This window comes from Streptomyces sp. NPDC048604 (assembly GCF_043199435.1).
GTDB lineage: Bacteria > Actinomycetota > Actinomycetes > Streptomycetales > Streptomycetaceae > Streptomyces.
The window spans coordinates 182,362-208,979 of record NZ_JBICVX010000002.1 but is presented as its reverse complement, the minus strand read 5'-3'; the positions used below and the strand labels follow the sequence as shown (position 1 = coordinate 208,979).

General features: G+C 72.2%; 25 protein-coding genes and 2 tRNA genes. 10 read left to right on the top strand and 17 right to left on the bottom strand.

Features of this window, described 5'->3' with window-relative positions; genetic code table 11:
* Positions 1-72: 72 nt before the first annotated feature.
* Complete coding sequence (locus ACGFMM_RS04795; RefSeq protein ID WP_393643153.1) at positions 73-2,496, top strand: ribonucleoside-diphosphate reductase subunit alpha; 2,424 nt, start codon at positions 73-75, stop codon at positions 2,494-2,496.
* The gene (locus ACGFMM_RS04790) at positions 2,496-3,512 is read left to right on the top strand and encodes a ribonucleotide-diphosphate reductase subunit beta (RefSeq protein WP_393643151.1); all 1,017 of its coding nucleotides are present in this window, start codon (positions 2,496-2,498) and stop codon (positions 3,510-3,512) included. The genes ACGFMM_RS04795 and ACGFMM_RS04790 overlap by 1 nt, the downstream gene beginning before the upstream one ends.
* Before the next feature lie 81 nt (positions 3,513-3,593).
* Here the strand turns inward: ACGFMM_RS04790 and def are convergent, their stop codons facing one another.
* From def to ACGFMM_RS04750, 8 genes are all read right to left on the bottom strand, one after another.
* The gene (gene def / locus ACGFMM_RS04785; RefSeq protein WP_393643149.1) at positions 3,594-4,223 is read right to left on the bottom strand and encodes a peptide deformylase; all 630 of its coding nucleotides are present in this window, start codon (positions 4,221-4,223) and stop codon (positions 3,594-3,596) included.
* A 68-nt stretch (positions 4,224-4,291) separates the two neighbouring features.
* Entirely contained in the window at positions 4,292-5,272 is a 981-nt protein-coding gene (locus ACGFMM_RS04780; RefSeq protein ID WP_393643147.1) for a tetratricopeptide repeat protein, read from the bottom strand.
* 79 nt (positions 5,273-5,351) lie between these two features.
* Entirely contained in the window at positions 5,352-6,704 is a 1,353-nt protein-coding gene (locus ACGFMM_RS04775; protein ID WP_393643145.1) for a metal-dependent phosphohydrolase, read from the bottom strand.
* On the bottom strand, positions 6,701-8,161 hold the full coding sequence (locus ACGFMM_RS04770; RefSeq protein WP_393643143.1) for an HD-GYP domain-containing protein: 1,461 nt from the start codon (positions 8,159-8,161) through the stop codon (positions 6,701-6,703). The genes ACGFMM_RS04775 and ACGFMM_RS04770 overlap by 4 nt, the downstream gene beginning before the upstream one ends.
* 138 nt (positions 8,162-8,299) lie before the next feature.
* Positions 8,300-8,620, bottom strand: coding sequence for a mycothiol system anti-sigma-R factor (gene rsrA, locus ACGFMM_RS04765; protein WP_393643141.1), 321 nt, complete (start codon positions 8,618-8,620; stop codon positions 8,300-8,302).
* Positions 8,617-9,273, bottom strand: a complete 657-nt coding sequence (locus tag ACGFMM_RS04760; protein WP_393643139.1) for a sigma-70 family RNA polymerase sigma factor — start codon at positions 9,271-9,273, stop codon at positions 8,617-8,619. Before ACGFMM_RS04760 ends, rsrA begins: the two co-directional genes overlap by 4 nt.
* A gap of 208 nt (positions 9,274-9,481) precedes the next feature.
* Positions 9,482-10,147, bottom strand: a complete 666-nt coding sequence (locus ACGFMM_RS04755; protein ID WP_393643137.1) for an alpha/beta family hydrolase — start codon at positions 10,145-10,147, stop codon at positions 9,482-9,484.
* 25 nt (positions 10,148-10,172) lie between these two features.
* Positions 10,173-10,988, bottom strand: a complete 816-nt coding sequence (locus tag ACGFMM_RS04750) for an SOS response-associated peptidase (RefSeq protein WP_393643135.1) — start codon at positions 10,986-10,988, stop codon at positions 10,173-10,175.
* A 51-nt stretch (positions 10,989-11,039) separates the two neighbouring features.
* On the opposite strand from ACGFMM_RS04750, the gene ACGFMM_RS04745 reads away from it, so the two are divergent.
* From ACGFMM_RS04745 to ACGFMM_RS04730, 4 genes are all read left to right on the top strand, one after another.
* Positions 11,040-11,741 (top strand): M50 family metallopeptidase, encoded by a 702-nt coding sequence (locus tag ACGFMM_RS04745; protein WP_393643133.1) that lies wholly within the window; start codon positions 11,040-11,042, stop codon positions 11,739-11,741.
* A gap of 28 nt (positions 11,742-11,769) precedes the next feature.
* Positions 11,770-13,125, top strand: a complete 1,356-nt coding sequence (aroA, locus tag ACGFMM_RS04740) for a 3-phosphoshikimate 1-carboxyvinyltransferase (protein ID WP_393643131.1) — start codon at positions 11,770-11,772, stop codon at positions 13,123-13,125.
* A 4-nt stretch (positions 13,126-13,129) separates the two neighbouring features.
* Entirely contained in the window at positions 13,130-14,143 is a 1,014-nt protein-coding gene (rsgA, locus tag ACGFMM_RS04735) for a ribosome small subunit-dependent GTPase A (protein ID WP_393643129.1), read from the top strand.
* 127 nt (positions 14,144-14,270) lie between these two features.
* Positions 14,271-14,594, top strand: a complete 324-nt coding sequence (locus tag ACGFMM_RS04730; RefSeq protein WP_393643128.1) for a DMT family transporter — start codon at positions 14,271-14,273, stop codon at positions 14,592-14,594.
* Here ACGFMM_RS04730 and ACGFMM_RS04725 read toward each other — a convergent pair.
* Positions 14,560-15,198 carry a TetR/AcrR family transcriptional regulator gene (locus ACGFMM_RS04725; protein WP_393643127.1) on the bottom strand — a complete coding sequence of 213 codons (639 nt, stop codon included), beginning with the start codon at positions 15,196-15,198 and terminating at the stop codon, positions 14,560-14,562. The two genes, ACGFMM_RS04730 and ACGFMM_RS04725, sit on opposite strands and share 35 nt — an antisense overlap.
* A gap of 107 nt (positions 15,199-15,305) precedes the next feature.
* Between ACGFMM_RS04725 and hisN the strand changes: the two genes are divergently transcribed.
* The 3 genes from hisN to ACGFMM_RS04710 all read left to right on the top strand — a co-directional run bounded on the left by hisN (position 15,306) and on the right by ACGFMM_RS04710 (position 17,072).
* Positions 15,306-16,103 (top strand): histidinol-phosphatase, encoded by a 798-nt coding sequence (gene hisN / locus ACGFMM_RS04720; protein ID WP_393643126.1) that lies wholly within the window; start codon positions 15,306-15,308, stop codon positions 16,101-16,103.
* Positions 16,104-16,235: 132 nt separating this feature from the next.
* Positions 16,236-16,640 (top strand): cyclic nucleotide-binding/CBS domain-containing protein, encoded by a 405-nt coding sequence (locus ACGFMM_RS04715; RefSeq protein ID WP_393643125.1) that lies wholly within the window; start codon positions 16,236-16,238, stop codon positions 16,638-16,640.
* Between the two features lie 15 nt (positions 16,641-16,655).
* Positions 16,656-17,072: a Fur family transcriptional regulator gene (locus ACGFMM_RS04710; protein WP_393643123.1), complete on the top strand. Its 417-nt coding sequence runs from the start codon at positions 16,656-16,658 to the stop codon at positions 17,070-17,072.
* 94 nt (positions 17,073-17,166) lie between these two features.
* On the opposite strand, the gene ACGFMM_RS04705 is transcribed toward ACGFMM_RS04710, so the two are convergent.
* From ACGFMM_RS04705 to ACGFMM_RS04690, 4 genes are all read right to left on the bottom strand, one after another.
* Positions 17,167-17,240, bottom strand: a tRNA-Met gene (locus ACGFMM_RS04705).
* Between the two features lie 46 nt (positions 17,241-17,286).
* Positions 17,287-19,266, bottom strand: coding sequence for a sel1 repeat family protein (locus ACGFMM_RS04700; RefSeq protein ID WP_393643121.1), 1,980 nt, complete (start codon positions 19,264-19,266; stop codon positions 17,287-17,289).
* Between the two features lie 161 nt (positions 19,267-19,427).
* A tRNA-Met gene (locus tag ACGFMM_RS04695) sits at positions 19,428-19,501 on the bottom strand.
* A 41-nt stretch (positions 19,502-19,542) separates the two neighbouring features.
* Positions 19,543-22,524: a UPF0182 family protein gene (locus ACGFMM_RS04690; RefSeq protein WP_393643742.1), complete on the bottom strand. Its 2,982-nt coding sequence runs from the start codon at positions 22,522-22,524 to the stop codon at positions 19,543-19,545.
* A gap of 135 nt (positions 22,525-22,659) precedes the next feature.
* Between ACGFMM_RS04690 and ACGFMM_RS04685 the strand changes: the two genes are divergently transcribed.
* Positions 22,660-23,217, top strand: coding sequence for a PPA1309 family protein (locus ACGFMM_RS04685; protein ID WP_393643119.1), 558 nt, complete (start codon positions 22,660-22,662; stop codon positions 23,215-23,217).
* 33 nt (positions 23,218-23,250) lie between these two features.
* On the opposite strand, the gene ACGFMM_RS04680 is transcribed toward ACGFMM_RS04685, so the two are convergent.
* The 4 genes from ACGFMM_RS04680 to ACGFMM_RS04665 form a co-directional block, all read right to left on the bottom strand.
* On the bottom strand, positions 23,251-24,339 hold the full coding sequence (locus ACGFMM_RS04680) for a PDZ domain-containing protein (RefSeq protein ID WP_393643117.1): 1,089 nt from the start codon (positions 24,337-24,339) through the stop codon (positions 23,251-23,253).
* 88 nt (positions 24,340-24,427) lie between these two features.
* The gene (locus tag ACGFMM_RS04675; protein WP_393643115.1) at positions 24,428-24,655 is read right to left on the bottom strand and encodes a hypothetical protein; all 228 of its coding nucleotides are present in this window, start codon (positions 24,653-24,655) and stop codon (positions 24,428-24,430) included.
* A 272-nt stretch (positions 24,656-24,927) separates the two neighbouring features.
* Positions 24,928-25,389 carry a molybdenum cofactor biosynthesis protein MoaE gene (locus tag ACGFMM_RS04670; protein WP_393643113.1) on the bottom strand — a complete coding sequence of 154 codons (462 nt, stop codon included), beginning with the start codon at positions 25,387-25,389 and terminating at the stop codon, positions 24,928-24,930.
* Positions 25,390-25,468: 79 nt separating this feature from the next.
* A complete protein-coding gene (locus ACGFMM_RS04665; protein WP_393643111.1) occupies positions 25,469-26,578 on the bottom strand; it encodes an SDR family oxidoreductase in 1,110 nt (369 codons plus the stop codon).
* Positions 26,579-26,618: the final 40 nt, after the last annotated feature.

The window sequence follows — 26,618 nt, the reverse complement described above, 5'->3', positions numbered from 1 at the left end:
CGTGCGTACGGCCGCCCGCCCGCCTCCCTCCCCGCGCCGGCCACGAGCGCCGAGCGAGGGAGAGCCCCCACCGTGACCATCGCGCCCGCCGATCCGGCCGCAGGCGTCGAGAGCGACGGCCCCGGCACCGCCCACCCGTCTCCCACCACCACCCTCAACGGAGGCCCTTCGGGCCGCGGATCTGATCTGCTGCGGACCCTGACCGACCTCACCGCCGATCTCGCCGACACCGACCCCGGCCGGGTCGCCGCCGCCGCGCTGCGCGGCCGGCACCCCGGTTCGGACGAGGCGGAGCTGCGCGAGCTGGCCACCGAGGCCGCCGCGGGCCTGATCGCGGAGGACCCCGCGTACTCCCGGCTCGCCGCCCGGCTGCTCACCCTCACGATCGCTCAGGAGGCCGCCGGCCAGGGCGCGGTGTCGTACTCCGCGTCCGTCGCCGTCGGGCACCGCGAGGGTCTGATCGCGGACCGCACCGCCGACTTCGTCGCCCTGCACGCCGCCCGCCTGGACGCGCTGATCGACGCAGACGCCGACGACCGGTTCGGCTACTTCGGGCTGCGCACCCTTTACTCGCGCTACCTGCTGCGCCACCCGATCACCCGCAAGGTCGTCGAGACCCCGCAGCACTTCATGCTCCGCGTCGCCTGCGGCCTCGCCGAGACTGGATTTGATTCGGAAGAGGGCAGCGTCCGGGCGCTGGACGAGGTGGCGGCGCTGTACGGGCTGATGAGCCGGCTCGACTACCTGCCCTCCTCCCCCACCCTGTTCAACTCCGGCACCCGGCACCCGCAGATGTCCTCCTGCTACCTGCTGGACTCCCCGCAGGACGAGCTGGACTCGATCTACGACCGGTACCACCAGGTCGCGCGCCTGTCGAAGCACGCGGGCGGCATCGGCCTGTCGTACTCCCGCATCCGCGCCCGCGGTTCGCTGATCCGCGGCACCAACGGGCACTCCAACGGCATCGTGCCGTTCCTGAAGACCCTGGACGCCTCCGTCGCCGCCGTGAACCAGGGCGGCCGGCGCAAGGGCGCGGCCGCGGTCTACCTGGAGACCTGGCACGCGGACATCGAGGAGTTCCTGGAGCTCCGCGACAACACCGGCGAGGACGCCCGCCGCACCCACAACCTGAACCTGGCGCACTGGATCCCGGACGAGTTCATGCGCCGGGTCAACGCGGACGCCGAGTGGTCGCTGTTCTCGCCCGCGGACACGCCCGAGCTGGTCGACCTGTACGGCGAGGAGTTCGACGCCGCCTACCGCGCCGCCGAGGCCAGGGGCCTGGCGCGCAAGACCATGCCGGCCCGCGACCTGTACGGCCGCATGATGCGCACCCTCGCGCAGACCGGCAACGGCTGGATGACCTTCAAGGACGCCTCCAACCGCACCGCCAACCAGACGGCGGAGCCCGGCTCGGTCGTCCACTCCTCGAACCTCTGCACCGAGATCATCGAGGTCACCGACGACGGCGAGACGGCCGTCTGCAACCTCGGCTCGGTCAACCTGGGCGCCTTCGTGGCGGGTTCGGAGCTCGACTGGGAGCGGCTCGACGAGACCGTCCGCACGGCCGTCACCTTCCTCGACCGGGTCGTCGACATCAACTTCTACCCGACCGAGCAGGCGGGCCGCTCCAACGCCCGCTGGCGTCCGGTGGGCCTGGGCGCGATGGGCCTGCAGGACGTCTTCTTCAAGCTGCGGCTGCCGTTCGACTCGGCCGAGGCGCGCGCCCTGTCGACGAAGATCTCCGAGCGGATCATGCTCGCCGCGTACGAGGCGTCCGCCGACCTCGCCGAGCGCAACGGCCCGCTCCCGGCCTGGGAGAAGACCCGCACCGCCCGGGGCGTCCTGCACCCCGACCACTACGACGTCGAGCTGAACTGGCCCGAGCGCTGGGCCGCGCTGCGCGAGCGGATCGCCGCCGTCGGCATGCGCAACAGCCTGCTGCTCGCCATCGCGCCGACCGCGACGATCGCCTCGATCGCCGGTGTGTACGAGTGCATCGAGCCGCAGGTCTCCAACCTGTTCAAGCGCGAGACCCTGTCCGGCGAGTTCCTCCAGGTCAACTCGTACCTGGTGGCGGACCTGAAGGAGCTCGGCGTCTGGGACGCGCAGACCCGCGAGGCGCTGCGCGACTCCAACGGCTCGGTGCAGGGCTTCTCCTGGGTGCCGGCCGAGGTGCGTGCGCTGTACCGGACGGCCTGGGAGATCCCGCAGCGCGGACTGATCGACATGGCCGCGGCGCGCACCCCGTTCCTGGACCAGTCGCAGTCGCTGAACCTGTTCCTGGAGACGCCGACCATCGGCAAGCTGTCGTCGATGTACGCGTACGCCTGGAAGCAGGGTCTGAAGACCACGTACTACCTGCGCTCCCGCCCGGCGACCCGGATCGCCCGCGCCGCCCAGGCGGCCACCGTGCCCGTCCAGCAGGCCGCCCCCGACGCGGACGCCGTCGCCTGCTCCCTGGAAAACCCCGAGTCCTGCGAGGCCTGCCAGTAATGAGCTCCAACGAACAGAAGAACCTCCTGGACCCGGGCTTCGAGCTGACGCTCCGCCCCATGCGCTACCCGGACTTCTACGAGCGCTACCGGGACGCGATCAAGAACACCTGGACCGTGGAGGAGGTCGACCTCCACTCCGACGTGGCGGACCTCGCCAAGCTCACGCCGGGCGAGCAGCACATGATCGGCCGTCTGGTCGCGTTCTTCGCGACCGGCGACTCGATCGTCGCGAACAACCTCGTGCTGACGCTGTACAAGCACATCAACTCGCCCGAGGCGCGCCTGTACCTGTCGCGGCAGTTGTTCGAGGAGGCCGTGCACGTCCAGTTCTATCTGACGCTGCTCGACACCTACCTGCCCGACCCGGCCGACCGCGCCGCCGCGTTCGACGCCGTCGAGAACATCCCCTCCATCCGCGAGAAGGCGCAGTTCTGCTTCAAGTGGATGGACTCGGTCGAGAAGATCGACCGGCTGGAGACGCAGGCCGACCGGCGCCGCTTCCTGCTGAACCTGATCTGCTTCGCCGCCTGCATCGAGGGCCTGTTCTTCTACGGCGCCTTCGCCTACGTGTACTGGTTCCGCTCCCGGGGCCTGCTGCACGGTCTGGCGACCGGCACCAACTGGGTGTTCCGCGACGAGACCATGCACATGAACTTCGCCTTCGAGGTCGTGGACACGGTCCGCAAGGAGGAGCCGGAGCTCTTCGACGAGCTGCTCAAGCAGCAGGTCACCGACATGCTGAAGGAGGCCGTGGAGGCGGAGCTGCAGTTCGGCCGCGACCTGTGCGGCGACGGACTGCCGGGCATGAACACGGAGTCGATGCGCGAGTACCTCCAGTGCGTCGCCGACCAGCGCCTCACGCGGCTGGGCTTCGCCCCGGTGTACGGCTCGGAGAACCCGTTCTCCTTCATGGAGCTGCAGGGCGTCCAGGAGCTGACCAACTTCTTCGAGCGCCGCCCGTCCGCCTACCAGGTGGCGGTGGAGGGCTCGGTGGACCTGGACGAGGACTTCTAGTCCCGTCCGGCGTACGGCGAGGGCCCCGCTCCTTCACGGGGGGAGGAGCGGGGCCCTACGCGTACGGTCGCGTCGCGCGCGTCAGTCGTTCGGGACCGTCTCGTAGCGCGGGGTGCCCTCGGCCATCTGTCGCAGGGCGTCCTTGCGGTCGCGCTTGGAGAGGCGGTCGATGTACAGGTAGCCGTACAGGTGGTCCGTCTCGTGCTGCAGGCAGCGGGCGAAGTAGCCGGTGCCGCGGACCTTGATCGGGTTGCCCTGGGCGTCCTGGCCGTGCACCTCGGCGTAGTCGGGGCGGGCCAGCGCGGCGTACGCGGTCGGCACCGACAGGCAGCCCTCGTTCGAGTCGTCGAGGATCCGGCGCTCGGCCGGCAGCTCCTGGAGAACCGGGTTGACGACGACGCCGGTGTGCCGCACGCCCTCGTCGTCCGGGCAGTCGTAGACGAAGACCTTGAGGTCCACACCGATCTGGTTGGCGGCCAGGCCCACGCCCTCGGCCGCCTTCTGGCTGGCGAACATGTCGTCGATCAGCGCCGCGAGCTCGTCGTCGAACTCGGTGACGTCCTTGCACTCCTTGTGGAGCACCGGGTTCCCGACGACGGTGATCGGGCGCGCCGTGCCCCGCTCGCGGTACGCGAGCTCGCGCGCCTCGCAGTCCTCCGTGTCGACGACGAACCCGTCGTTCACCTGCTCGTCCGTCTCCTGCTGCGCCATGTTGCCGCCGCGCCTTCCTGAAAACCCGATTCCGTCGGAGGACAGCCTACGGGGCGGTGGCGGAAGGCTCAGCAGACCTCTTCCAGATCACGCCATTCACGGGTGTCCGGGCTGTCCGCGACCCAGCCGTCGAGCAGCCCGCGGACCAGGCCGACCGGGGCGGCGATGCCGCACTCCCGCTCGGGGGTCCACAGTTCGCCGGGCGAGCGGTGGCCGAGCGGGCCGGGGTGGCCGGGCTCGCTGTGGTCGTGCGGGTCCAGGTGTTCGCCCTCGCCCTCGGCGCTGGGCATCGAGGACTCGGAGCAGGCACGGCAGAGCAGCCTCACGGAGGACGACCAGTCCTCGGCGGCGAAGCCGGCGTCCGCGGCGAGCGATTCCAGCGCGTCGCGGTCGTCCTCGGAGGCGGCCTCCAGGAGCACCACCCAGGTGGGGACCGGTGAGGGAGCCCAGAGTTCGATCTCGTCGAAGACCGGATACGACGGGCCGGCGCTGGTCGTCCGCTCCCCGTTGGGCACGCCGTCGTGCAGCACGACCTCGCCCCAGCGGCGGCCGGAGGACGGCAGCGGGATCGACAGCACCTCGATACGGGCCGGGTCGAGCCGCCGGCCCCACACGACCTCGGCCTCGCCCTCGGGCGAGAGCCGCACGGCGGCGCTGCCCAGCTCCATGCCGGCCGGCTCGCCGGTGCCGGCGGAGGCGCCGGGGACCTTCAGTCCGTACGCCTGCCAGGCGCGGCGGGCCAGCGGCCAGTCCTGCAGGGCGGTGGCGGCGATGCCGACGTTCCACCAGTCCGGGGCGCCGGTCTCCTTGTCGAGCAGCGCGACCGCGCGCAGCCCGGCGGCGCGGGCCTGCTCCCAGTCGTGCCGGAACTTGTGCAGCAGCGCCAGGTTGAACCAGGACTCGGAGAGCCAGGGCTCCAGGTCCGCCGCGCGGGTGAGCAGCGCGCCCGCGTCCTCGTACCGGCCGTCGCCGATCAGCGTGAACGCGCGGTCGGTGGCCTGCCGCCACGAGGCGGAGGGCCGATGCCGTACCTTCCCGAAGATCCTCACGATTCCCGCCTGCCGGTCGCTTCACCCTCTTGTTCGCATCCAACCATGCCCGGTCGGACGCGCGCTCATTACCCATGGGTTACCCAGGCCGACGAGGGGCGACGCCGTTCTTGACACCCCCCTTGCCACCGCCGTTCGCGAGGACCCGGGCGAGTGCCTCGACGACCGCGGGACTGTGGTCGCGGGCGGTCCCGAGGCGCAGCCGCTCCAGCGCCGCGAGGCCCCCGCCGGGCCCCTCGCCGGCGAGGTCGTCGTACGCGTTGACGGTGCGGACGATCCGCGCGGGCACGGGCTGCTCGCGGTACGGGTCGGCCTGCCGTTCCACGACGACGGCGACGGCCTCCTGGACACCGGTGCGGCGGACCACCGCGCCGCCGAGCAGGGCGATCCGGCGCTGATCCGCGGCCGGGAGCACGGCGGTCGCGCCGGACGGCACGGGGTCGACGAGGGAGAGCTGGCCGATGTCGTGCATCAGAGCCGCGTGCTCCAGGACGGTCAGCTCGGGCCCGGACAGGCCGAGGTCGCGTCCGACGGCGGTGCTGAGCGCGGCGACCCGGCGCGCATGCCCCGCCGGGGTGTATCCGGCGACCTCGGTGGCGCGGGCGAGGGAGGCGATGGTCTGGCCGTTGGTGACGCGCGCCTCGGTGTAGCGGCGGTAGGAGACCTGGGTGAGCAGCAGCGGCAGACAGAGCACGGGCAGCGCCCACAGTCCGGCGGCGGCGACACCGAGGGCGGTCACCGCGCCGGTCGCGCCGACGGCGGAGCCGATGCCGAGCAGCCCGCGCAGCTCGTCGCGCAGCAGGGGGCCGTACGGGGGTCGGTTGCCGGCCCGGGCGCGCAGCAGCAGGGCGGCGAGCACGGCGTCGCAGAGCGCGGTGAGCCCGATCAGGAGCAGCAGGAACCCGGCGTGGGCGGCACCCTGGCCGAGGTGCCGGTCGAGCAGGCCCGCGTTGTAGAGGGGCTGGAAGCAGAGGGCGGCGAAGCCGATGGTGAGGGTGCGCCGGGCCAGGTGGTCGAGGTCGGGTCCGCCGCCGCGGGCCAGGTGCGGGACGGCGCCGGCGAGCCCGGCGGCCACGACGACGGCGACGATCTGGGGGACGTCGTGGGTGGTGACCCGGCCGCCGCTCTCGCCGAGCAGCGCGTACGCGAGGGCGCCGGCCGCGGCGAGCGGGGCGGGTTCGCGGTCGCGCAGGGCGGCGGCGCGGGGGACGGGGCGCCAGCCGGCGAGCTCGCCGAGGGCGATGAGCACCCCGAAGGCGAGGGCGTTGACGGGTTCGACGACCCCGTCCCGGAGGGTGCGGCCGACGGCGAAGACGGTGAGGACGAGGGCCGCGCCGTGGACGCCGAGGAGCGTGGCGCGGGAGGTGTTCAGGGCCGGGGCGGCCTTGTGGGCGCGGGCCGGGGCGGCGTGGGCGTGGGGCCGCTTCCTCATCCGCTGCCTGGCCGGGAGCCGGGGGCCGGTGCGGCGGCGTACGGGCGGGGCCCGGGCAGGGGGCCGGCGGCGCCGCTCTCCACGGGGCCGGCCTCGCCCGCTCCGGGCGCCCGGCCCACCTCGTACGGACGGGCCCCGGGCAGCTCGGCGCTCGGCGCGGGCTGCGGTTCGTCGGAGGTGACGGCCGTCTGCCAGCCGTGCCGGTCGAGGGCGGTGGCCAGGGCGTGGACCATCCGCGGGTCGAACTGGCTGCCCGCACAGCGCCGGAGCTCGGCCAGGGCGGTCTCGACGGGCCGGGCCCTGCTGTACGAGCGGGTGGACGTCATCGCGTCGAAGGCGTCGGCGACGGCGACCACCCGGGCGAACTCCGGGATCCCGTCGCCGCTGAGCCCGTACGGGTACCCGCTGCCGTCCATCCGCTCGTGGTGGTGCAGGATCGCCGCGCGCGCCTCGCCGAGGAAGCCGATGCCGCGCACGATCTCGTGCCCGTACTCGGGGTGGAGTTCGATCACCCGCCGCTCCTCCGGGGTGAGCGGCCCGTCCTTGCGCAGCACCCGGGTGGGCACGCCCAGCTTGCCGATGTCGTGCAGGATCCCGGCGAAGCGGAGGATCTCCACGCGGTCCTCCGCCATCCCCAGCTCACGGGCGATCAGCACCGAGGCCCGGCCGACCCGTTCGCTGTGGCCGCGGGTGTACGTGTCCTTCAGGTCCACGGCCTGGACGAGGGCCCGGATGGTGCCCTGGTGGGAGGCGCGCTCGCGGTGGTACTGGGCGAAGACCCAGCAGGAGAGGTACATCGGCAGGAGGACGAGGACCGCGGCGACCGGTCCGTACGCGCTGCGCCAGAGCACCGCCGTCATCAGCCCGGCGAGGCCGTGCACGGTGTGCGGGGCGAGCGCGGGGACGAGCAGTCCGCGCCAGGCGGTGCGGACCGGCCGGCGCTCGGCGGCTACGCGGACGGCGCCGTCCAGCGCGGTGACGACGAGGCTGAAGACGACCGCGGCGGCGAGCGCGACAAGCAGGATCCGCGGGAAGCGCGCGGGCGCCAGGGCCTCGGGCCCGCCGAGGAGTTCGGCGGTGCGGGCGGCGGCCCAGACGGCGATCGCGAGCTGTGCGGCGCGCCAGACGCGGCGCGGCCCGGCGGGGCGCTGTTCGACCCGGGCGGCGAACGCGCCGGGCAGCGCGGCGAGCGCGGCGGCGGCCGGCGGCAGCAGGAGCGCGGCGGCGAGGAGTACGGGGAAGAACGTCCCGGCGCCCAGGGGCACGGCCCCGCCGAGCGCCCGGCCGAGGAGCCGGCTGCGGGCGGGCAGTTCGCCGCACGCGTACAGGGCGGCGAGCAGGAGGACCGTGGTCCACGGGGTGTACGCGCCGGGGCGCAGCGCGGGCGCGGCCAGCGCCGCGGCGCACAGGGCGGCGCACACGAGACAGCCGCGTGCCGCTGCCGGGAGTGCCATCACGCCGGTCACGCTAGCGAGTCGGCGGGGGCGGTCCGGGCGCCTCGGCCCGGATTAGCACCATCGGGTGATACAAGCCGATATTCGCATCGGATACGCAGCGGACCGCCGCAGGTCACGGCGGTCCGGTGGAGGTGTGTCCTATTGCTCCTGCGTCGCGGGGGTGACGTCGTGCGACGCGGTGACGTCGTGTTCCGGCACGGCCTGGCCGGCGCGGATCAGGTCGATCCGGCCCATCACCTTGGCCCGCAGGTCGGTGGGCACGTCGTCACTGCCGCAGCAGCGCTTGACGAGCTTCTTCACGGCCTGCTCCAGGCCGTACTTCTCCAGGCACGGGGAGCACTCCTCGAAGTGCACCTCGAACTTCGTGCAGTCACTGTCGGGCATCTCGCGGTCGAGGAACTCGTAGAGATGATCCAGGACCTCTGAGCAGTCCGTCTCGTGCGGCTCTCCGCAGCTCATGAGCCCGAGCCTTTCCGATCGTTCGACGACTCTCCGGCGCCCGCGGGTACCAGCCCGCGATCACGGGCGTAGTCCTCGAGCATGCCGCGCAACTGGCGGCGGCCCCGGTGCAGTCGGGACATCACCGTACCGATGGGTGTACCCATGATGTCCGCGATCTCCTTGTACGCAAAGCCCTCGACGTCCGCGAGATAGACGGCGATGCGGAACTCCTCGGGAATCGCCTGGAGCGCTTCCTTCACATCGGAGTCCGGCAGGTGGTCGAGGGCCTGCGACTCGGCGGACCGCAGTCCGGTCGACATGTGCGACTCGGCGCGGGCGAGCTGCCAGTCCTCGATCTCCTCGGCGGCGCTGCGCTGCGGCTCGCGCTGCTTCTTGCGGTACGAGTTGATGAAGGTGTTGGTCAGGATCCGGTACAGCCAGGCCTTCAGGTTGGTGCCTTCGCGGAACTGGTGGAAGGAGCCGTACGCCTTGGCATAGGTCTCCTGCACCAGGTCCTCCGCGTCCGCGGGGTTGCGCGTCATGCGCAGAGCGGCGGAGTACATCTGGTCGAGGAATCCGAGGGCGTCCCGCTCGAAGCGCGCGTTGCGCTCGGCGGTCGTCTCCTCGGGGCCGTCGTCGGTCCCTGTGTCGGTCCCAGTGACAGGACCCACCTCCTCCAGCGATGGGGCGGGTTCGAAGGCGACCCCGCTCGTTTCGGAGGATAGACGAGGAACCGCTCCGCCCGCCGCCCGAATAGGGGCGTGCTTGGGCGCGGGCAGGACCGTCCAGTCGAGGTCAGCGGCCTGCGAGCGCTGGGGGCAGATGGTCGATCCCATGCGACGGACGTCCTCTCCTTGACTCTCTTCTTACCGACGCCCGTCACAACACGGGGCGCGTGCGCAACATTCCCGGGGTCGTCAGCCACGCGGCGACGGCGTCGGTGAGGAGCGTCACGGCCTCCGACTCCGTCAGGTCGACGCGCTTGGGGACGGCGAAGGAGTGGTCGCCGTACGGGATCTCGACGAGCCGGTACTCCCCTGCGGACGGCTCCGGGAAATCCGCCGGCTTCCCGAACGGGTCGTTGCCGCCCTGCACGACGAGGGTGGGCAGGCCGGCGCCGAGCAGCTCGTCGGCGCGGGACTTCTCGGGGCGGCCGGGCGGGTGGAGGGGGAAGCTCAGCGCGAGCACGGCGGCGGCGCCGAGCTCCCGGGACGTCCGGCAGGCGACGCGGGCCCCGGCGCTGCGCCCGCCGGCGACGACGGGCAGCCCCGGCCGGGCGAGGGCCGGCCAGATCTCGCGCCATCCGGCGTCGAGCGTCTTCGGCGCCGGCGCGACCTTCTTGCCGGCGACCCGCCACGGCATCTCGACGAGCGCCACGCCGAAACCCCGCTCCGGCAGCACGCGGGCCAGCGCGGCGAGGTCCCGGGCGCCGATGCCGCCGCCGGCCCCGTGCGACAGGGCCACGACCGCGCGCGGCTCCGTCGCCTCGTACCAATGCACCCGCGCCGGGCCGGTCGCGGTCTCCGCCGTCTCGATCTTCGTCACGCCCCCATACTGCCGGGCGCGGCGGTCAGAACAGGGTCGCCACCTCCGGGCCCGACAGCTCCGTCAGGAGTTCGGGTCCGTTGTTGCGGACGTTGCTGACGGCGGTGGGGACGGGGAAGGCGCGCATCAGGCCCTCCGGGGGCGCGGTGAGCAGCCCGCGCAGCTCGTCGAGGTCCGTCGTGCGGGGGTCCAGCCAGGCGTCCCAGCGGTCCGGCGTCAGCATCAGCGGCATCCGCGGGTGGATGTCCGCGAGCGAGCCCGGGCCCTCGGCTGGGGCCACGCCCAGCGGGCCGGTCTCCGCCTCCGTCGTCACGACGGAGCAGGTCACCCACCATGCGGACGGGTGGTCGTCCGGCAGGGTCCGGTCGCGCCAGAACTCGTACAGCCCCGCCATCGCGAAGACGGTGCCGTCCGCCGGGGTCACGAAGTACGGCTGCTTCCGCGGCCGCTTCTTCTTGCCCTCGACCTCCAGGTCCCGCTCGTCGACGCCGGTGACCCACTCGTAGTAGCCGTCGGCCGGCAGGATGCACCGCCGCGCCGCGAACGCCCGCCGGAACGACGGCTTCTCGTGCACGGTCTCCGCCCGGGCGTTGATCATCCGCGCCGCGCCGTCCGGGTTCTTCGCCCAGGACGGGACCAGACCCCACTTCAGCGTCCGCAGCTGGCGAACCGGGCGCCGTGTTTCGGCGTCCTTCACAGGGCGCTCCAGGACCGCGTAGACCTCTTTCGTCGGGGCCACGTTCCAGTCGGGCGCCAGCGTCTCCTCCGGCTCCCACTTCTCGATCTCGAAGATCCCCACCAGATCCTCGGGCCGTCGACTCGCTGCATACCGTCCGCACATACGTGCCACACTGCCACGATCCCCCGGTGAGACGAGGAGCCGATCCCCAAAATGAGCGATGTTCTCGGCAGCGACGTGTTCGGCACCCAGCCCGCGCCCGAGCTGTGGATCGTCATAGCCACGGCCGTCGTCGCGCTGCTCGCCGTCGCGCCCCGCCCCGCCTGGCGGCTCTCGCGCAACGCCGTCACGATCGCGCACGAGGGCGGCCACGGTCTGATCGCCCTGCTCACCGGCCGCCGCCTCGAAGGCATCCGGCTGCACTCCGACACCAGCGGCCTCACCGTCAGCCGCGGCAAGCCCACCGGCCTCGGCATGATCCTGACCGCGGCCGCCGGCTACACCGCCCCCTCGCTCCTCGGCCTCGGCGGCGCCTGGCTGCTCACCGAGCACCGCGTCACCCTGCTGCTGTGGCTGGCCACGGCGCTGCTGCTGGCGATGCTGGTGATGATCCGCAACGCGTACGGGGTGCTCACCGTCGTCCTCACCGGCGCCGCGTTCCTCCTCATCTCCTGGCTCACCGACCCGGCCGTCCAGTCGGCGTTCGCGTACACCGTCGTGTGGTTCCTGCTGCTCGGCGGCGTCCGGCCGGCCTTCGAGCTGCAGGCCAAGCGCCGACACGGCGGAGCGCCGGATTCCGACGCCGACCAGCTCTCCCGGCTCACCCACGTCCCCGCCGCCCTGTGGTTCTTCCTGTTCCACACGGTCTCGCTGTGCTCGCTCATCGGCGGCGGCCGCTGGCTGCTGGGGCTCTAGCCGGGGCCTGCCCCACTAAAGTGAGGGCATGACCGAAAGTTCCGTACCCACCACCGACCTGCCGTCCGACCTCTGGCCCGCCCCCTATGCCGGCGGGGCCGTCGACGCGACGGTGACGGTGCCCGGATCGAAGTCGGTCACCAACCGCGGCCTGGTCCTGGCCGCCCTGGCCGCCGAGCCGGGCTGGCTGCGCCGCCCGCTCCGCTCCCGCGACACGCTCCTGATGGCCCAGGCCCTGCGCACGCTGGGCGTCCGCATCGAGGAGACCGTGTCTTCCAGTTCCTCCGTCACGGGGGGCCCCGAAGGTACGGGCGAGGCCTGGCGGGTGATCCCCGCCCCGCTCCGCGGCGACGCCTCCGTCGACGTCGGCAACGCCGGCACCGTGATGCGCTTCCTGCCCCCGGTCACGACCCTCGCCGACGGCCCGGTCCGCTTCGACGGCGACCCCCGCTCCCACGAGCGTCCGCTGCACGGCGTCATCGACGCGCTGCGCGCGCTCGGCGCCCGGATCGACGACGGCGGCCGCGGCGCTCTGCCGATGACCGTGCACGGCGGGGGCGCTCTGGAGGGCGGCCGGGTCGAGATCGACGCCTCCTCCTCGTCCCAGTTCGTCTCCGCGCTGCTGCTGTCCGCACCCCGGTTCAACCAGGGCGTCGAGGTCCGGCACGTGGGCGCGAAGCTGCCCTCCCTGCCGCACATCCGGATGACCGTCGACATGCTCCGCGTGGTCGGTGCCCAGGTCGACGAGCCGGAGACCGGCGGCGAGCCGAACGTCTGGCGGGTCTCCCCGTCCGCGCTGCTCGGCCGCGACCTGACGGTCGAGCCGGACCTGTCCAACGCCCAGCCGTTCCTGGCCGCCGCGCTGGTCACCGGCGGCCGGGTGACCATCCCCGACTGGCCGTCCCGGACCACCCAGCCCGGTGACGCGCTGCGCCGGATCTTCACCGAGATGGGCGGCTCCTGCGAGCTGACCGAGCGCGGGCTGACCTTCACCGGCACCGGCCGGATCCACGGCATCGACGTGGACCTGAGCGAGGTCGGCGAGCTGACCCCGGGCATCGCCGCGGTCGCCGCCCTGGCCGACTCCCCGTCCACACTGCGCGGCGTCGCCCATCTGCGGCTGCACGAGACGGACCGCCTGGCGGCGCTCACCAAGGAGATCAACGAGCTCGGCGGCGACGTCACCGAGACCGAGGACGGACTGCACATCCGCCCGCGCCCGCTGCACGGCGGGATCTTCCACACGTACGACGACCACCGGATGGCGACGGCCGGCTCGATCATCGGCCTCGCGGTGGAGAGCGTCTGGATCGAGAACGTGGCGACGACCGCCAAGACCTTGCCCGACTTCCCGAGGATGTGGACCGAAATGCTCGAGGGCTGACGACATGCGGCGCTACGGGAAGCACACCGACGAGGACGACATCCGCCAGCGGCCCAACCCCAAGGGCAACCGGCCCCGGACCAGCATCCGGCCGAAGCACGAGGACGCCGCCGAGGGCATGGTCCTCACCGTCGACCGAGGCCGGCTGACCTGCCTGGTCGACGACCGCGTCGTGCTGGCCATGAAGGCCCGCGAGCTGGGCCGCAAGGCCGCGGTCGTCGGCGACCGGGTGGAGCTCGTCGGCGATCTGTCCGGCAAGAAGGACACGCTGGCCCGCATCGTACGGATCGGCGAGCGCAGCTCCGTGCTGCGCCGGACGGCCGACGACGACGACCCGTTCGAGCGGGTGGTCGTCGCCAACGCCGACCAGCTCGCGATCGTCACCGCGCTGGCCGACCCCGAGCCCCGCCCCCGGCTCATCGACCGCTGCCTGGTCGCCGCGTACGACGGCGGTCTCGAACCGCTCCTCGTCCTCACCAAGTCGGACCTGGCCCCGCCGGACGAACTGCTGGAGATGTACGGCGCGCTGGGCGTGCCGCACGTCGTGACCACGCGCGACGAGTTCGTGGACGGGGTCGCGGCCCAGCGGGTGCACGAGCACCTCAGGGGACGGACCACCGCGTTCGTCGGGCACTCCGGCGTCGGCAAGACGACGCTGGTCAACGCCCTGGTCCCGGCCGACCGGCGGCGGACCACGGGTGTGGTCAACGCGGTGACGGGCCGCGGCCGGCACACCACCACGTCGGCGCTCGCCCTGCCGCTGGACGACAAGGAGGGCGGCTGGGTGATCGACACACCGGGCGTGCGTTCCTTCGGCCTGAACCACGTCGACCCGTCCCGGGTGATCCTCGCCTTCCCCGACCTCGTACCGGGTACGGAGAACTGCCCGCGGGCCTGCAGCCACGACGAGCCGGACTGCGCGCTGGACGACTGGGTGGCCGAGGGTCACGCCGATCCGGCCCGGCTGTACTCGCTGCGGCGACTGCTCGCCACGCGCGAGCGGCGCGAGGGCGACTGACGCGGGGAGCACGGTGACGCGGGCGACGCGACCGATTGGCGTCCGTTTGTGACTGATATACGCCAGTAAGTGCATAATCGCACCGAGTGAGACGAAGCAGTCAGCGACGGCGTGGGAGGCACTGACGATGGCGTGGCTGCTGGTGGTGCTCGCCGGGTTCCTCGAAACCGGCTTCGCGGTCTGCCTGAAGCTGTCGCACGGCTTCACCCGGCTCTGGCCGACCGTCGCCTTCGCCATCTTCGCCCTGGGCAGCTTCGGTCTGCTCACCCTCGCACTGCGGAAGCTGGACGTGGGTCCGGCGTACGCGGTGTGGACGGGGATCGGTGCGGCCGGCACGGCGGTCTACGGAATGGTCTTCCTCGGCGACGTGGTCTCCACGCTGAAGATCGTGTCCATCTCCCTGGTGATCATCGGCGTCATCGGTCTCCAGTTGTCCGGCTCCTCGCACTGAGGACGGTGCGGACCGTCTGGCCGACGCCCTGCGGACCGGGCGCGACGATGTAGGAGAGGGCCAGCCGGACGGCGAGTTCGCACGACGGCGCGGTCCGCGCGTCCGCGTGCACGAGGGTCGCCGCGACCAGCTCGGCCGGGGCGGGCGCGCCGGCGTCGGCCCGCCGCTGGGCCGGGACCGCGGAGGCCAGGGACGCCGAGCGGGCCGGCCGGGGCGCGGGCAGCCGCTCGGTCCAGCCGCCGGTGAGCAGCGCCCGCAGCAGGGGCCGGTCGGCGGCCTCGGCGACGATCCACTCGGCCACCATCGCGAGCCGCTCCGGGCCGAGGGGTGGCGGCGGGCCCAGACGGTCCGCCGCCGGATGCCGGCCGGCGAGGCCCGGGGGGCGCCGGTCGGTGAGCAGCCGCTCGACGCCGTGCAGAAAGACGTCCGCCTCGCGCCGCACGAGAGCGCGGGCCAGGCCCTCCTTGCTGCCGAACTCGTTGTAGAGCGTCTGCCGGGACACCCCCGCGGCAGCCGCGACGTCGACCATCCGGACCGCCGACCAGGGCAGCCGCCCGAGGGCCGCGAGCGCCGCGTCCAGCAGGGCCTCTCGCGCTGCGGGCATCGTCGCCTCCCGTCCTCGCCTGTTCCTTCGCACAGAGTTGACGGGCGACCACACACTGTCAAGGGGCCCCGCAGAGCACCGCCCGCAGGGAGGATAGAGTTCCGAACATGGCCGATTACCACGACGACCTGCGCCTCGCCCACGTCCTGGCGGACGCCGCCGACGCCGCCACCATGGAACGCTTCAAGGCGCTCGACCTGAAGGTCGAGACGAAGCCGGACATGACGCCGGTGAGCGAGGCGGACAAGGCCGCCGAGGAACTGATCCGGGCCCAGTTGCAGCGGGCGCGGCCGCGGGACGCGGTCCTCGGCGAGGAGTACGGCGTCCAGGGCTCCGGCCCCCGGCGCTGGGTGATCGACCCGATCGACGGCACCAAGAACTACGTGCGCGGGGTGCCCGTCTGGGCCACCCTGATCGCGCTGATGGAGGCCGGGGACACCGGCTTCCAGCCGGTGGTCGGCGTCGTCTCGGCGCCGGCGCTGGGCCGCCGCTGGTGGGCGGCGAAGGGCCTGGGCGCGTACTCCGGGCGCAGCCTGTCGTCGGCGTCGCGGATCGGCGTCTCGAAGGTGGCGGAACTGTCCGACGCCTCGTTCGCGTACTCCTCGCTCAGGGGCTGGGAGGAGCGCGGCCGGCTCGACGGCTTCCTGGACCTGACCCGGGCCTGCTGGCGGACCCGCGCGTACGGCGACTTCTGGCCGTACATGATGGTCGCCGAGGGCTCGGTGGACATCTGCGCGGAGCCGGAGCTGTCGCTGTGGGACATGGCGGCGACGGCGATCGTCGTCCAGGAGGCGGGCGGCACCTTCACCGGCCTCGACGGCCGCCACGGCCCGCACAGCGGAAACGCCGCGGCGTCGAACGGTCTGCTCCACGGCGAACTGCTGAGCTACCTGAACCAGCAGTAACGGCTGCGGCGCGGCGCGCGCCCTCTTGTCGGGTTTCCTCCTCACTGCCACTCTGAAGGTCCCCCCACTTGTGAACTTGTGAAACGGTTCTCGTTGAAGTGGGGACCGTTCACCGAGGAGGTGGCTGCCTTCATGTTCGTCCGTGACGCCATGAGCACCGTGATCCTGACCATCGGCCCGACCCACACCCTCCGACAGGCCGCCCGGCTGATGGCGGCCCGCCGCATCGGCGCGGCCGTCGTGATGGACGCCGACCACAGCGGAGTCGGCATTCTGACCGAGCGCGACATCCTCAATTCCCTCGGCTCCGACCAGAACCCCGACCTCGAGACCGCCGGCTCCCACACCACCACCGACGTCGTCTTCGCCGCACCCGGCTGGACCCTGGAGGAGGCCGCGGAGGCCATGACCCGCGGCGGCTTCCGCCATCTCATCGTCCTGGACGACCACGGAGGCCCCATGGGCATCGTGTCGGTCCGCGACATCATCCGCTGCTGGACCCCGGCACTCCGGCACGAAGGGACGCTGGCCCGCTGAGTTAGGCTGACCCCCATGAGTGACCTGTTGGAACGACTGCGCGGCCGTGGCTGGCGGATGACCGCGCAGCGGCGTGTCGTGGCCGAAGTCCTCGACGGGGACCACGTCCACCTCACCGCCGACGAGGTGCACGCCCGCGCCGTGGAGAGGCTGCCGGAGATCTCCCGGGCGACCGTCTACAACACGCTGGGCGAGATGGTCTCGCTCGGCGAGGTCATGGAAGTCAGCACCGACCACCGCGCCAAGCGCTACGACCCGAACGCGCACCGGCCGCACCAGCACCTGGTCTGCGCCCGCTGCGGGGCGATCCGCGACGTCCACCCGGCGGGGAACCCGCTGAAGGACCTCCCGGACTCGGAGCGCTTCGGCTTCACGATCTCGAACGTCGAGGTCACCTACCGAGGCCTCTGCCCGGACTGCGCGAGCGCGTAGGCGGCCGGAAGCCCCTTCGGGGGCTTCTTTCGTACCGCCGCACGCATGCACGAAGGCCCGGATCCATCGAATGGATCCGGGCCTTCGTTCTGAGTAGCGGGGACAGGATTTGAACCTGCGACCTCTGGGTTATGAGCCCAGCGAGCTACCGAGCTGCTCCACCCCGCGTCGGTGAACCCAACCTTACGGTACCCCTGCGACCAGCGCAAATCGCTTATGCGGTGAGCTCCTGGTGCAGCGCCTCGCTCAGCCGCGCCGCCCGCTCGGCCACCTCCGCGGGCCCGAGCTCGACCGCGCGGGCGCACCAGCGGCGGCCCTCGGTGAGCTCCCCGCGGCGCGCCGCGAGCAGCGCGAGCCGGAGCGCGGCGCGGCCATGGCCCGCGTGGGCGGCGCGGGTCCACCACAGCGCGGCCTCCCGCTCGTTGCCCTCGCGGGCGAGCAGCAGCCCGAGGTTGAACGCCCCGTTGCGGCTGCCCGCCTCCGCGGCCTCGCGGTACCAGTGCGCGGCGTCCGCGATGTCGCCGCGCCCGGCGGCCAGCATGCCGACCCGTACCTGGGCGCGGCGGTGGCCCTGCTGGGCGGCGCGCTCGTACCACTCCTCGCACTCGGTCTTCTCGGCCTGCGGCGCCCCGAGGGCGGTCGGACCGGGGTCGGGGCGGCGGGCGTCGAGGACCGTGCCCAGCCGGTACGCCGCCTCCGCACTGCCGCCGCCCGCGGCGCACCGCAGATGGCGCTCGGCGCTCTGCTCGTCGCCGTCGCGCAGGCAGGCCATGCCGACCTGGAGCGCGGCCTCGGTGTGCCCGGCGGCCGCGGCCCGCTCGTACCAGCGGAGCGCGGCGCGGTCGTCGTCGCGGCCGGCGTGGATGATGCCCAGGTTGAACGCGGCGTCCACGCTGCCGGCCTCGGCGGCCTTGGAGAACCAGGGCTCCGCGCCCTTCGCGTCGCCGGCCTGCAGCAGCAGGACGGCGAGCGCGTTCGCGGCCTCGCGGTGTCCGGCGTACGCGGCACGCCGGTACCACTGCTCGGCCTGCGGGATGCGGTCCTGGGCAGCGCAGAGCAGCCCGAGGTTGTACGCCCCGTTCACGTCGCCGGCGTCCATGGCGGCGCGGTACCAGCGCTCGGCGGTCTGCTGCTCGCCGCGGGCGGCGTGCAGCGCGCCGAGCGCGTTGGCGGCGTTGCCGTCGCCCTCCTGGGCGGCGCGCAGCCACCACACGGCGGCGCTCTCCTCGTCGCCGGCGTCGCGCAGCAGGAAGCCCAGCGCGCAGGCGGCCTTGGCCTCGCCGTCCTTGGCGGAGGTGAGGTACCAGCGGCCGGCCTCCTTGAGCTCGCCGCGCTGCTCCAGGATCGCGCCGAGGTGCAGCGCGGCACGCCGGTGCCCGCGGGCGGCGGCCTGGTGGTACCACTGCTCGGCCTCGGCGAGCGTGCCGCCGGGCTCGGCGGCGGCCTCCGGTGCGGCGGCGAGGTCGCGGGCGGCGCGCAGCCGGGCGCCCGTCTCGTAGGCGAGCGCCTCGCGGGCGGAGCGGCCGGTGCCGGTCTCGTACGCGGCGGCGTCGCGCGGGCGGCGGCGGGCCGGGGCGTCGGTCGCGGTGGCGCTCTGGTCGGCGCGCTTCTCCAGGGCGCGGGCGAGGCGGTACGCGGCCTCGCGGTGGCCCTGCTCGGCGGCAACCCGCAGCCAGCGCTCGCCGCCGACGTCGCTGCGGTGCTCCAGGAGGTCGGCGAGGGCGTACGCGCCGAGGGCGTGGCCCTGCTCGGCGGACTGGCGCAGCCAGTACTCGGCGGCGGGCTCGTCGCCGCGCTCGCGGTGGTGCCGGCCGAGCGCGTGGGCGGCCGCGGCGGAGCCGGCGACGGCGGCGATGCGCCACCAGCCGGCGGCCTCTTCGGCGTAGCCGCGCTGGTGCAGCAGAACGCCGAGGTTGTTGGCGGCGGCCCGGTCGCCCTCGGCGGTGGCGCCGCGCAGGTACGGCTCGGCGCCGTCGAGGTCGCCGCGGCGCAGCAACAGCGCGCCGAGCACGCTCATCGACGCCGTGTCGCCGTTCTCGGCGGCACGGCGGTGACGCGCCTCGGTCTCGGCGCTGTCGGTGTACTCGATGGTCGTCTCGACCACGTCCGCGGTGTCCGAAACGGCATTGGTCGTGTGCCGCTGTACAAACCGCCCTGTCTCCAACAGAGTTGCCCTGTCCCCCATAAATTCCATCGTCGCACCACCCGCAACCCGCGTACACCTGGTATACCGCAGCCAGTGAGGTCACTTCAGCGTTTTGTCGACATGCCCACAGGGAGACAAGTCAAACACGAGTTGCGCATCGACACACGATGAGGGCCCGGATCCTGTTGGATCCGGGCCCTCATCTTCAGTAGCGGGGACAGGATTTGAACCTGCGACCTCTGGGTTATGAGCCCAGCGAGCTACCGAGCTGCTCCACCCCGCGTCGTTGTGTCACCACAGTATCACGACGCGGGGCGGAGTCGATCAGCCGCTGGGGCTGGGGCTGGGACTGGTGCCCGGCGAGCCGCTCGGTGAAGCGCTCGGCGCGCCGCTCGGCTTCGCCGCCGGCGGCTTCTGGTCGGACTTGAGCTTCGCGCTCGCGTCCGCCGCCTTCTGCAGCGCCTCCTGCAGGGCCTGCTGGGCCTTGCCGTAGGCGACCCAGTCGGGCTGCGGCTTCGCCAGCGCGGCCTGGGCGTCGTCGTACGCCTTCTGCGCGTCGGCGATGGCCTGCTTCAGAGCGGCGTCGCCCGTCGCCGGCGGAGGCGGCGTGGTCGTGCCCGGCGGGGTGGTCGGCGGCGGGGTGGCCCCCTCCACTCCGAACACCGCGTTCAGCGCCTTGGCGAGGTTGTCCTCGAACACCGTGGTGTCCTTGGTCGTGTCGCCGTTGGGCTGGTCCGCGTCCACGTACGAGACCGCGACCTTCTTCAGCAGCGGGTACTGCGCGTTGCGGCCCTGGGCGTACACCGGCTCCACGTACAGGAACCCGCCGTCGAGCGGCACCGTCAGCAGGTTGCCGTAGAGGATGTCGGAGTCGGCGCCCTTCATGTCCCGGACGAAGGTGGCCACGGAGGGAAGGCTGTTGAGCTTGTTCTGCACCTGCTGAGGTCCTGGGACGTCAGAGGTGACCCGCAACAGCCTTATGCGGCCGTAGTCCTTGCTGGCGGCGTCCGCGTCGACCGCCATGAAGCCGCCCAGGTTGGGCCGGCCGTTGGGCGTGAACGTGGTCGTCAGCGAGAACTTCTGCGCCGTGTCCCCGGGCATCTTCAGGCTCAGGTAGTACGGCGGGACCGCGTTGCCGTCCTTGTTGGTCGGGTCGTCCGGCACCTGCCACGCGTCGGAACCGCTGTAGAACTGCGTCGGGTTCGTCACGTGGTAGCGGGTCAGCAGCTCGCGCTGGACCTTGAACATGTCCTGCGGGTAGCGCAGGTGCTGGAGCAGGCTCGGCTTGATGGACTCCTTCTTCTCCACCGTGCCGGGGAAGGACTTCATCCAGGTCTTGAGGACGGGGTCCTCGGTGTCCCACTGGTAGAGCTTGACGGTGCCGTCGTACGCGTCGACCGTCGCCTTCACCGAGTTGCGGATGTAGTTGACCTGGTTCTGCTGGGCCACCACCGCGCGCTGCTGGTTGCCCACGGTCAGCGCGTCGGCCGTCGTCTCGCCCAGGGTGGTGCGCGAGGCGTACGGGTAGCCGTTGGTGGTCGTGTACGCGTCGACGATCCACTGGATCCGGCCGTCGACCACCACCGGGTAGGCGTCGCCGTCGATGGTCAGCCACGGGGCGACCGCCTCGACGCGCTCCTTGGGCGTGCGGTTGTACAGGATCCGCGAGCCGTCGCCGATCGCTCCCGAGTAGAGGATCTGCGGCTCGCTGAACGCCACCGCGTACGCGGCGCGGTTGAACGTGTTGGAGAGGTTGACCCCGCTCTTGCCCGTGTAGCTGGTGGTCTTCTCGCCGTTCTCCTCGTAGTCCAGCTCCTTCTGCGGGCCGCCCACGATCGAGTACTGGTCGGTCTTCTCGCCGTAGTAGATCCGCTGCTGGTACGTCGGCAGCATGCCGGTGGTCGGCAGGCCGGCCTCGGTGAACACCGGGGAGCCGTTGGCGTCCGTCGTCGTGCCCGCGGCCATGATCGCGCCGTAGCCGTGGGTGTAGGTGAAGTGGTCGTTGATCCAGTTCCGCTTCGGGATGCCCTTGATGTTCAGCTCACGCAGGCCGACGACGGTGTCCTGGCCCTTGTAGCGGTCCACGTCCAGCGTGGTGGGGAACTGGTAGTACTTCCGCTTCTGCTCCAGCTGCTGGAACGTCGGCGAGACGATGTTCGGGTCCACCAGCCGGTAGGCCGCCGCCGTGTCCGCGTTGCTGCGCAGCTTGCCCTTGTCCTTGACCGTCGACTTGCCCGAGTAGTTCTCGAGCGTGGTCGCGTCGATGTCGTAGGCCTTGCGCGTGGCATCGATGTTCTTCTTGATGTACGGCGCTTCCTTGGCCTGCTCGTTCGGCTGGACCTGGAACTTCTGCACGATCGCCGGGTACAGACCGCCGATCAGGATGGCCGACAGGACCATCAGGCCGAAGCCGATCACCGGGAGCTGCCAGGTACGCCGCCACAGGGTGGCGAAGAACAGCACGGCGCAGATGACGGCGATGCAGAACAGGATCGTCTTGGCCGGCAGGTAGGCGTTGGCGTCGACGTACCGCAGACCCGTCCAGTTGCCGGTCGCCTTGAAGTCGCTGGACTTCACCGCGAGGCCGTACCGGTCGAGCCAGTACGCCACGGCCTTCAGCGAGACGAAGACGCCGAGCAGCACCGACAGGTGGCCGGTGGCGGCGGCGGTCGCGCGGGCGCCGGGGCTGGTGATCCGCAGCCCGCCGTACAGGTAGTGCGTCACCGTGGCGGCGATCAGCGAGAGCACCGTCGCGGCGAAGCCGAAGGCCAGCAGGAAGCGGTACCAGGGCAGGTCGAAGGCGTAGAACGACACGTCCAGCTGGAACTGCGGGTCCTTCTGGCCGAACGACACGCCGTTGACCCACATGAGCCATGTGCGCCACTGGCCGGACGCGGACGCGCCGGCGATCAGCCCGACCAGGGCGGTGATCGCGAGCAGCACCCACTTCTTGAACGGGGCGACGCCCATCCGGTACCGGTCGAGGCTCTGCTGCTCCAGCGACATCGCGCTCAGCGGCGGGCGCAGCCGGTGCGCCAGCCAGATGTTGAACCCGACGGCCAGACCCATCAGCAGACCGAAGACGGCGAACAGCCCGATCTTGGTCCACAGGGTGGTGGTGAACACGGACGAGTAATGGACCGAGCGGTACCAGAGCCAGTCCGTCCAGAACCCGGCGAACATGACGAACGCCATGGCCAGCACGGCCAGCACGCCCAGTGTCATGAGCAGGGTACGGGCGCGCCGGGACGGCCGGCCGACTCTGATCCTTGGCCCGGACGGGCCGCCCCCGCCACGGTCCGGCATCTGGAAAGCCAACGTGCGCCCCTCGAGGTTGATGCGTCGATAAGCAGGCCCCGCGATCGTAGAGCCCACTGATGCAACTTACTGAGGCTTTACCTAGTTCCCGTCTCCGGGTCCGAAGGAGGCAGGATGTTCACCATGTCCAACGTTTCCCCCTCCGGTCCTCCGATGGCCGCGAGCCCCCTCACCCGCGCCGTGCTCGAGATCGACGAGTACGCCTCGGGCCTCGGCTGGGACCGGCCGGCCCGGCTCTTCGCCCTCGTCGACACCGCCCGGCTGCGCGCCCAGGAGCCCGGTCTGGCCTCCCAGCTGGGTCTGGCGGCCGACGAGAACGCCGCCCAGTACACCCCGATCGAGCAGGAGGAGCTGCCGCGCGGCAAGCCGCTCGACGAGTTCCTCGGCACGATCGCCTGGCCGGACGCGGTGGTCGGCTGCGCCCTGACCGTGGAGCGGCTGATGCTGCCGCCGTCGGCGGAGACGTCCGTGCCGGAGGGCCTGAGCGAGGCCGCGCTGGCGAAGTGGGTGGCCCGGCACCCGGACCGGCAGGAGGTCCGGATGACGGTCGCGGTGCTGCGCGACGGGGCGCGCGAGTCCGCGGTGCGGCTGCGCGAGAAGGACTCCCCCACCGAGGTGCTGACCGGACCCGACCTGGTGCCGGGCCTGGCGGACGCGCTGGCGGCGACCTTCGAGTCCTGAGGCCGGGGGCGGTGGCTCGTCTGCGCCGGGCGGTCAGCCCTTGGCGCAGGCGGGCAGGCCCTTGACGTCGCCCTTGGCGATCTTCTCCAGCGACTTCGTCGCGTCGTCGATGGTGTCGACCTTGACCAGGGTGAGGCCGTCCGGGATGTCGGAGGCGGCGGTCGCGCAGTTCTCGGCCGGGGTGAGGAAGTACTGCGCCCCGGCGTTGCGCGCGCCGACCAGCTTCATCTCGATGCCGCCGATCGGGCCGACCTTGCCCTTCTCGTCGATGGTGCCGGTGCCGGCGATGAACCGGCCGTCGGTCAGGCTGCCCGGGGTGAGCTTGTCGACGATGCCGAGCGCGAACATCAGGCCGGCGCTGGGGCCGCCGACGTCCGCCAGCTTGATGTCGATGGTGAACGGGAAGACGTGGTCGGTGCCGGCCTGGATGCCGACGACGGCCCGGTCGTCGTCCTTCGCCGCGGCCGTCGTGATGACGACCTTCCGGGTGACCGTCGGCTCCTTGCCGGCCTTCTCCGCCGCGGCCGCCTCCTTGGCGGGGACGATGGTGAACACGACCTTCTGACCGGGCTTCCGCTTGGTCACCTGCGCGGCGACGTCGCCGGGCTCCTTGACCGGCTTCCCGTCGACCGAGCGGATCACGTCGCCGGCGTGCAGCCGACCCTCGGCGGGGCTGCCCTTGACCACGGTGGCGACGACGACCCGGGAGGTCACCGGGATGTCCAGCTCGCTGAGCGCGGCGACCTTGGCGCTCTCCTGCGACTGGCTGAACTCCTCGGCGTTCTCCTGGCTCGACTCCTCCTCGGTCTTCCCGTCCGGGTAGAGGGTGTCGTGCGGGACCACCACGTTGTCATGAGCCAGCCAGCCGTAGACGGCCTCCACCAGGTTCATCCGGTAGTCCGCCCCGGTGACGCGGACCGTCGTCATATTGAGGTGACCGGTGGTGGGGTAGGTCTGGTGGCCGGAGATCTGCAGCACCGGCTCCCCGTCCGCCTCGCCGAGCGTGTTGACCGTGGGCCCGGGGCTCATCTCGGAGTACGGCACCGGAAGGACGACGCCCACACAGAGCAGCGAGATCAGGACGAGGGTGGAGGCGAGCATCGTCGCGGTGCGGCGTGGCATGGAACGACAGTACGGGACCAGCCTGTCAGTGCACCGCTCGGGCGGTCCGTACGAGGCTGCCGACGCGCCCGGCGCGTCCGGGACTTGGCTACTGCGTATGGTGCGCGAGCGGTGCCGACGACGCCGAGGCCGTCTCCAGCTGGCCCGTAGCGGAACCGGTGGAGGCGTGCTGGCGTTCCATGGCGTCCCGGAACCGGGCGTACCCCGCGAGTTCGGCGACGTCGCCGATCGTGCGGTTCCTCGAAACCCAGCCGGCCCATATCCCCGCGCCGACGACTGCGAAAAGCGGAATCAGCAACCAGGCAAGCGCTGCCATCCCGACCTCCCATCCCCAATGAGCGACCGCAATTGATGGTTGAGCAGATGATCGTTGAGCAGATTAGCCATCCGCTGCTTCAACGCTGCTGCCAGGGGGGCGGTTACGCAAATCGGGGCGTACGACTACAGGAGGTCGGCGCGTCGCTGGACAAGCCGGAAGAAGCCCTCGGACCTGATGAATCGCGGTCACCGAGAGTGCCGGTTCCCTAACAGGCCCCCACCCTCCCCCAGCCTTCGGCCGGGGGGGACCCCCAGAGTCCGGGCTGGGGCTCAGCAGGCCCCGACCCATTCCTCGGTTCCGTCCGAGAATCGCTGGTGCTTCCAGATCGGGACCTCGTGCTTGAGGTCGTCGATCAGCTTGCGGCAGGCCTCGAAGGCCTCCGCGCGGTGCGGGCAGGAGACCGCGACGACGACCGCGAGATCGCCGACCTCCAGATCGCCCACCCGGTGGACGGCCGCCAGGGCGCGGACCGGGTAGTCGGCCACGACCTTCTCCGCGACACGGCGCAGCTCGGCCTCCGCGGACGGGTGCGAGGAGTACCCGAGGGCGTCCACGTCGGCCCCGCCGTCGTGGTTGCGCACCGTGCCGACGAACAGCGCCGTGCCGCCGGCCGCGTCGTCCCCGACGGCCCGGAAGACCTCGTCGAGGGAGAGCGGGGTCTCACGGATCGCGAGCAGCTTGACGGGGTCCGTGGCGGCCAGCTCGCCGGGGTGGTCATAGGTGCGTGCCATGGGCCCCATGGTGCCGCACCACGCCGACATCCCGGAATTGCGTGTTCGACCGGTGGCCGGGACCCTCCGTAGGAGGGTCCTACAGTCCGCGCCGCTTCCGCATCTGCCGCACCAGCGCCGCCGTGCCGAGCAGAGCCACCGTCGCGCCCGCCGCTCCGGCCGCCGTGGCGTCCTTGCGGCCCAGGCGGCGGCCCGCCACCGTGTGCCGGCCCTGGACCTCGTCCAGGAGCGCCGAGAGCACCTCCTCGTTGGTCCACCCCGGCCGCCAGCCCGCGTCGTGCAGCCGGCCGACGCTGACCACCCAGGGGTGCATCGTGTACGCGAGGTCGCCGGCCGGGGACGGGGTCAGTCCGATGCGGTGCAGCCGGGCGGCCGCGCCCAGGGCGACGGCGGAGGGCAGCTCCATGCGCCGGATGCCGCTGAGCTCCTCGACCTCCTCCTGCTCCAGCCAGCCCTCGCAGCCGACCGCGAACTCGCCGTCGACCTTCTCCAGGGCCGCGTACTCCAGCGCGCTGACCAGGTCCTCGACGTGGCAGAACTGCCACGTGGGGCGGGATCCGGCGACGACGAGCAGCCGCGGCGACTCGAAGTAGCGGGTCAGGGCGGTGTCGGTGCCGCCGACCAGGACGGCGGGCCGGACCACGGTGACGTTGAGGCCGGGGTGGGCGCGCGGCGCCCGGCGGCCGAGCCGCTCGATCTCCAGCAGGTCGCCGACGCCGGTGGCCTCTGCGGTGGCGCGCAGCTCGGCGTCCTCGGAGAGCGGGATGTCGTTGTCCGGCAACGCGCCGTACACCATGGCCGAGGTGCACAGCACGACACGCCGGACGCCGGCGGCCGCGGAGGCGGTCAGCACGGTCTGCGCGCCGCGCACGTTGTATGCCGTCCGGGCGGCGGCGTCGGTCTCCAGGTCGAGGTCCACGGCGAGGTGTACGACGACGTCGGCGCCGCGCAGCTTCTCGGCGATCGCCGGGTCCCGCACGTCGAGGATGTGCCACTGCGCCTCGGGCACCTCGCCGCGCCGCTCGTCGATCGCGACGACCCGCCTGACCTCCTCGGAGGCGGCGAGGCGCCTGGTCAGAAGGTCGCCGATGCCGGTCGCGGCGCCGGTGACCGCGACGACGGGCCCGCGCGCGGCGGATCTGGTCGGTTGGTTTCGCGCTCCGCGAACCTGAGGATCTGGGGAACTCACCGGGCGTCTCCAGCGGTTGTCTTCAGTACGCAAGCGAATG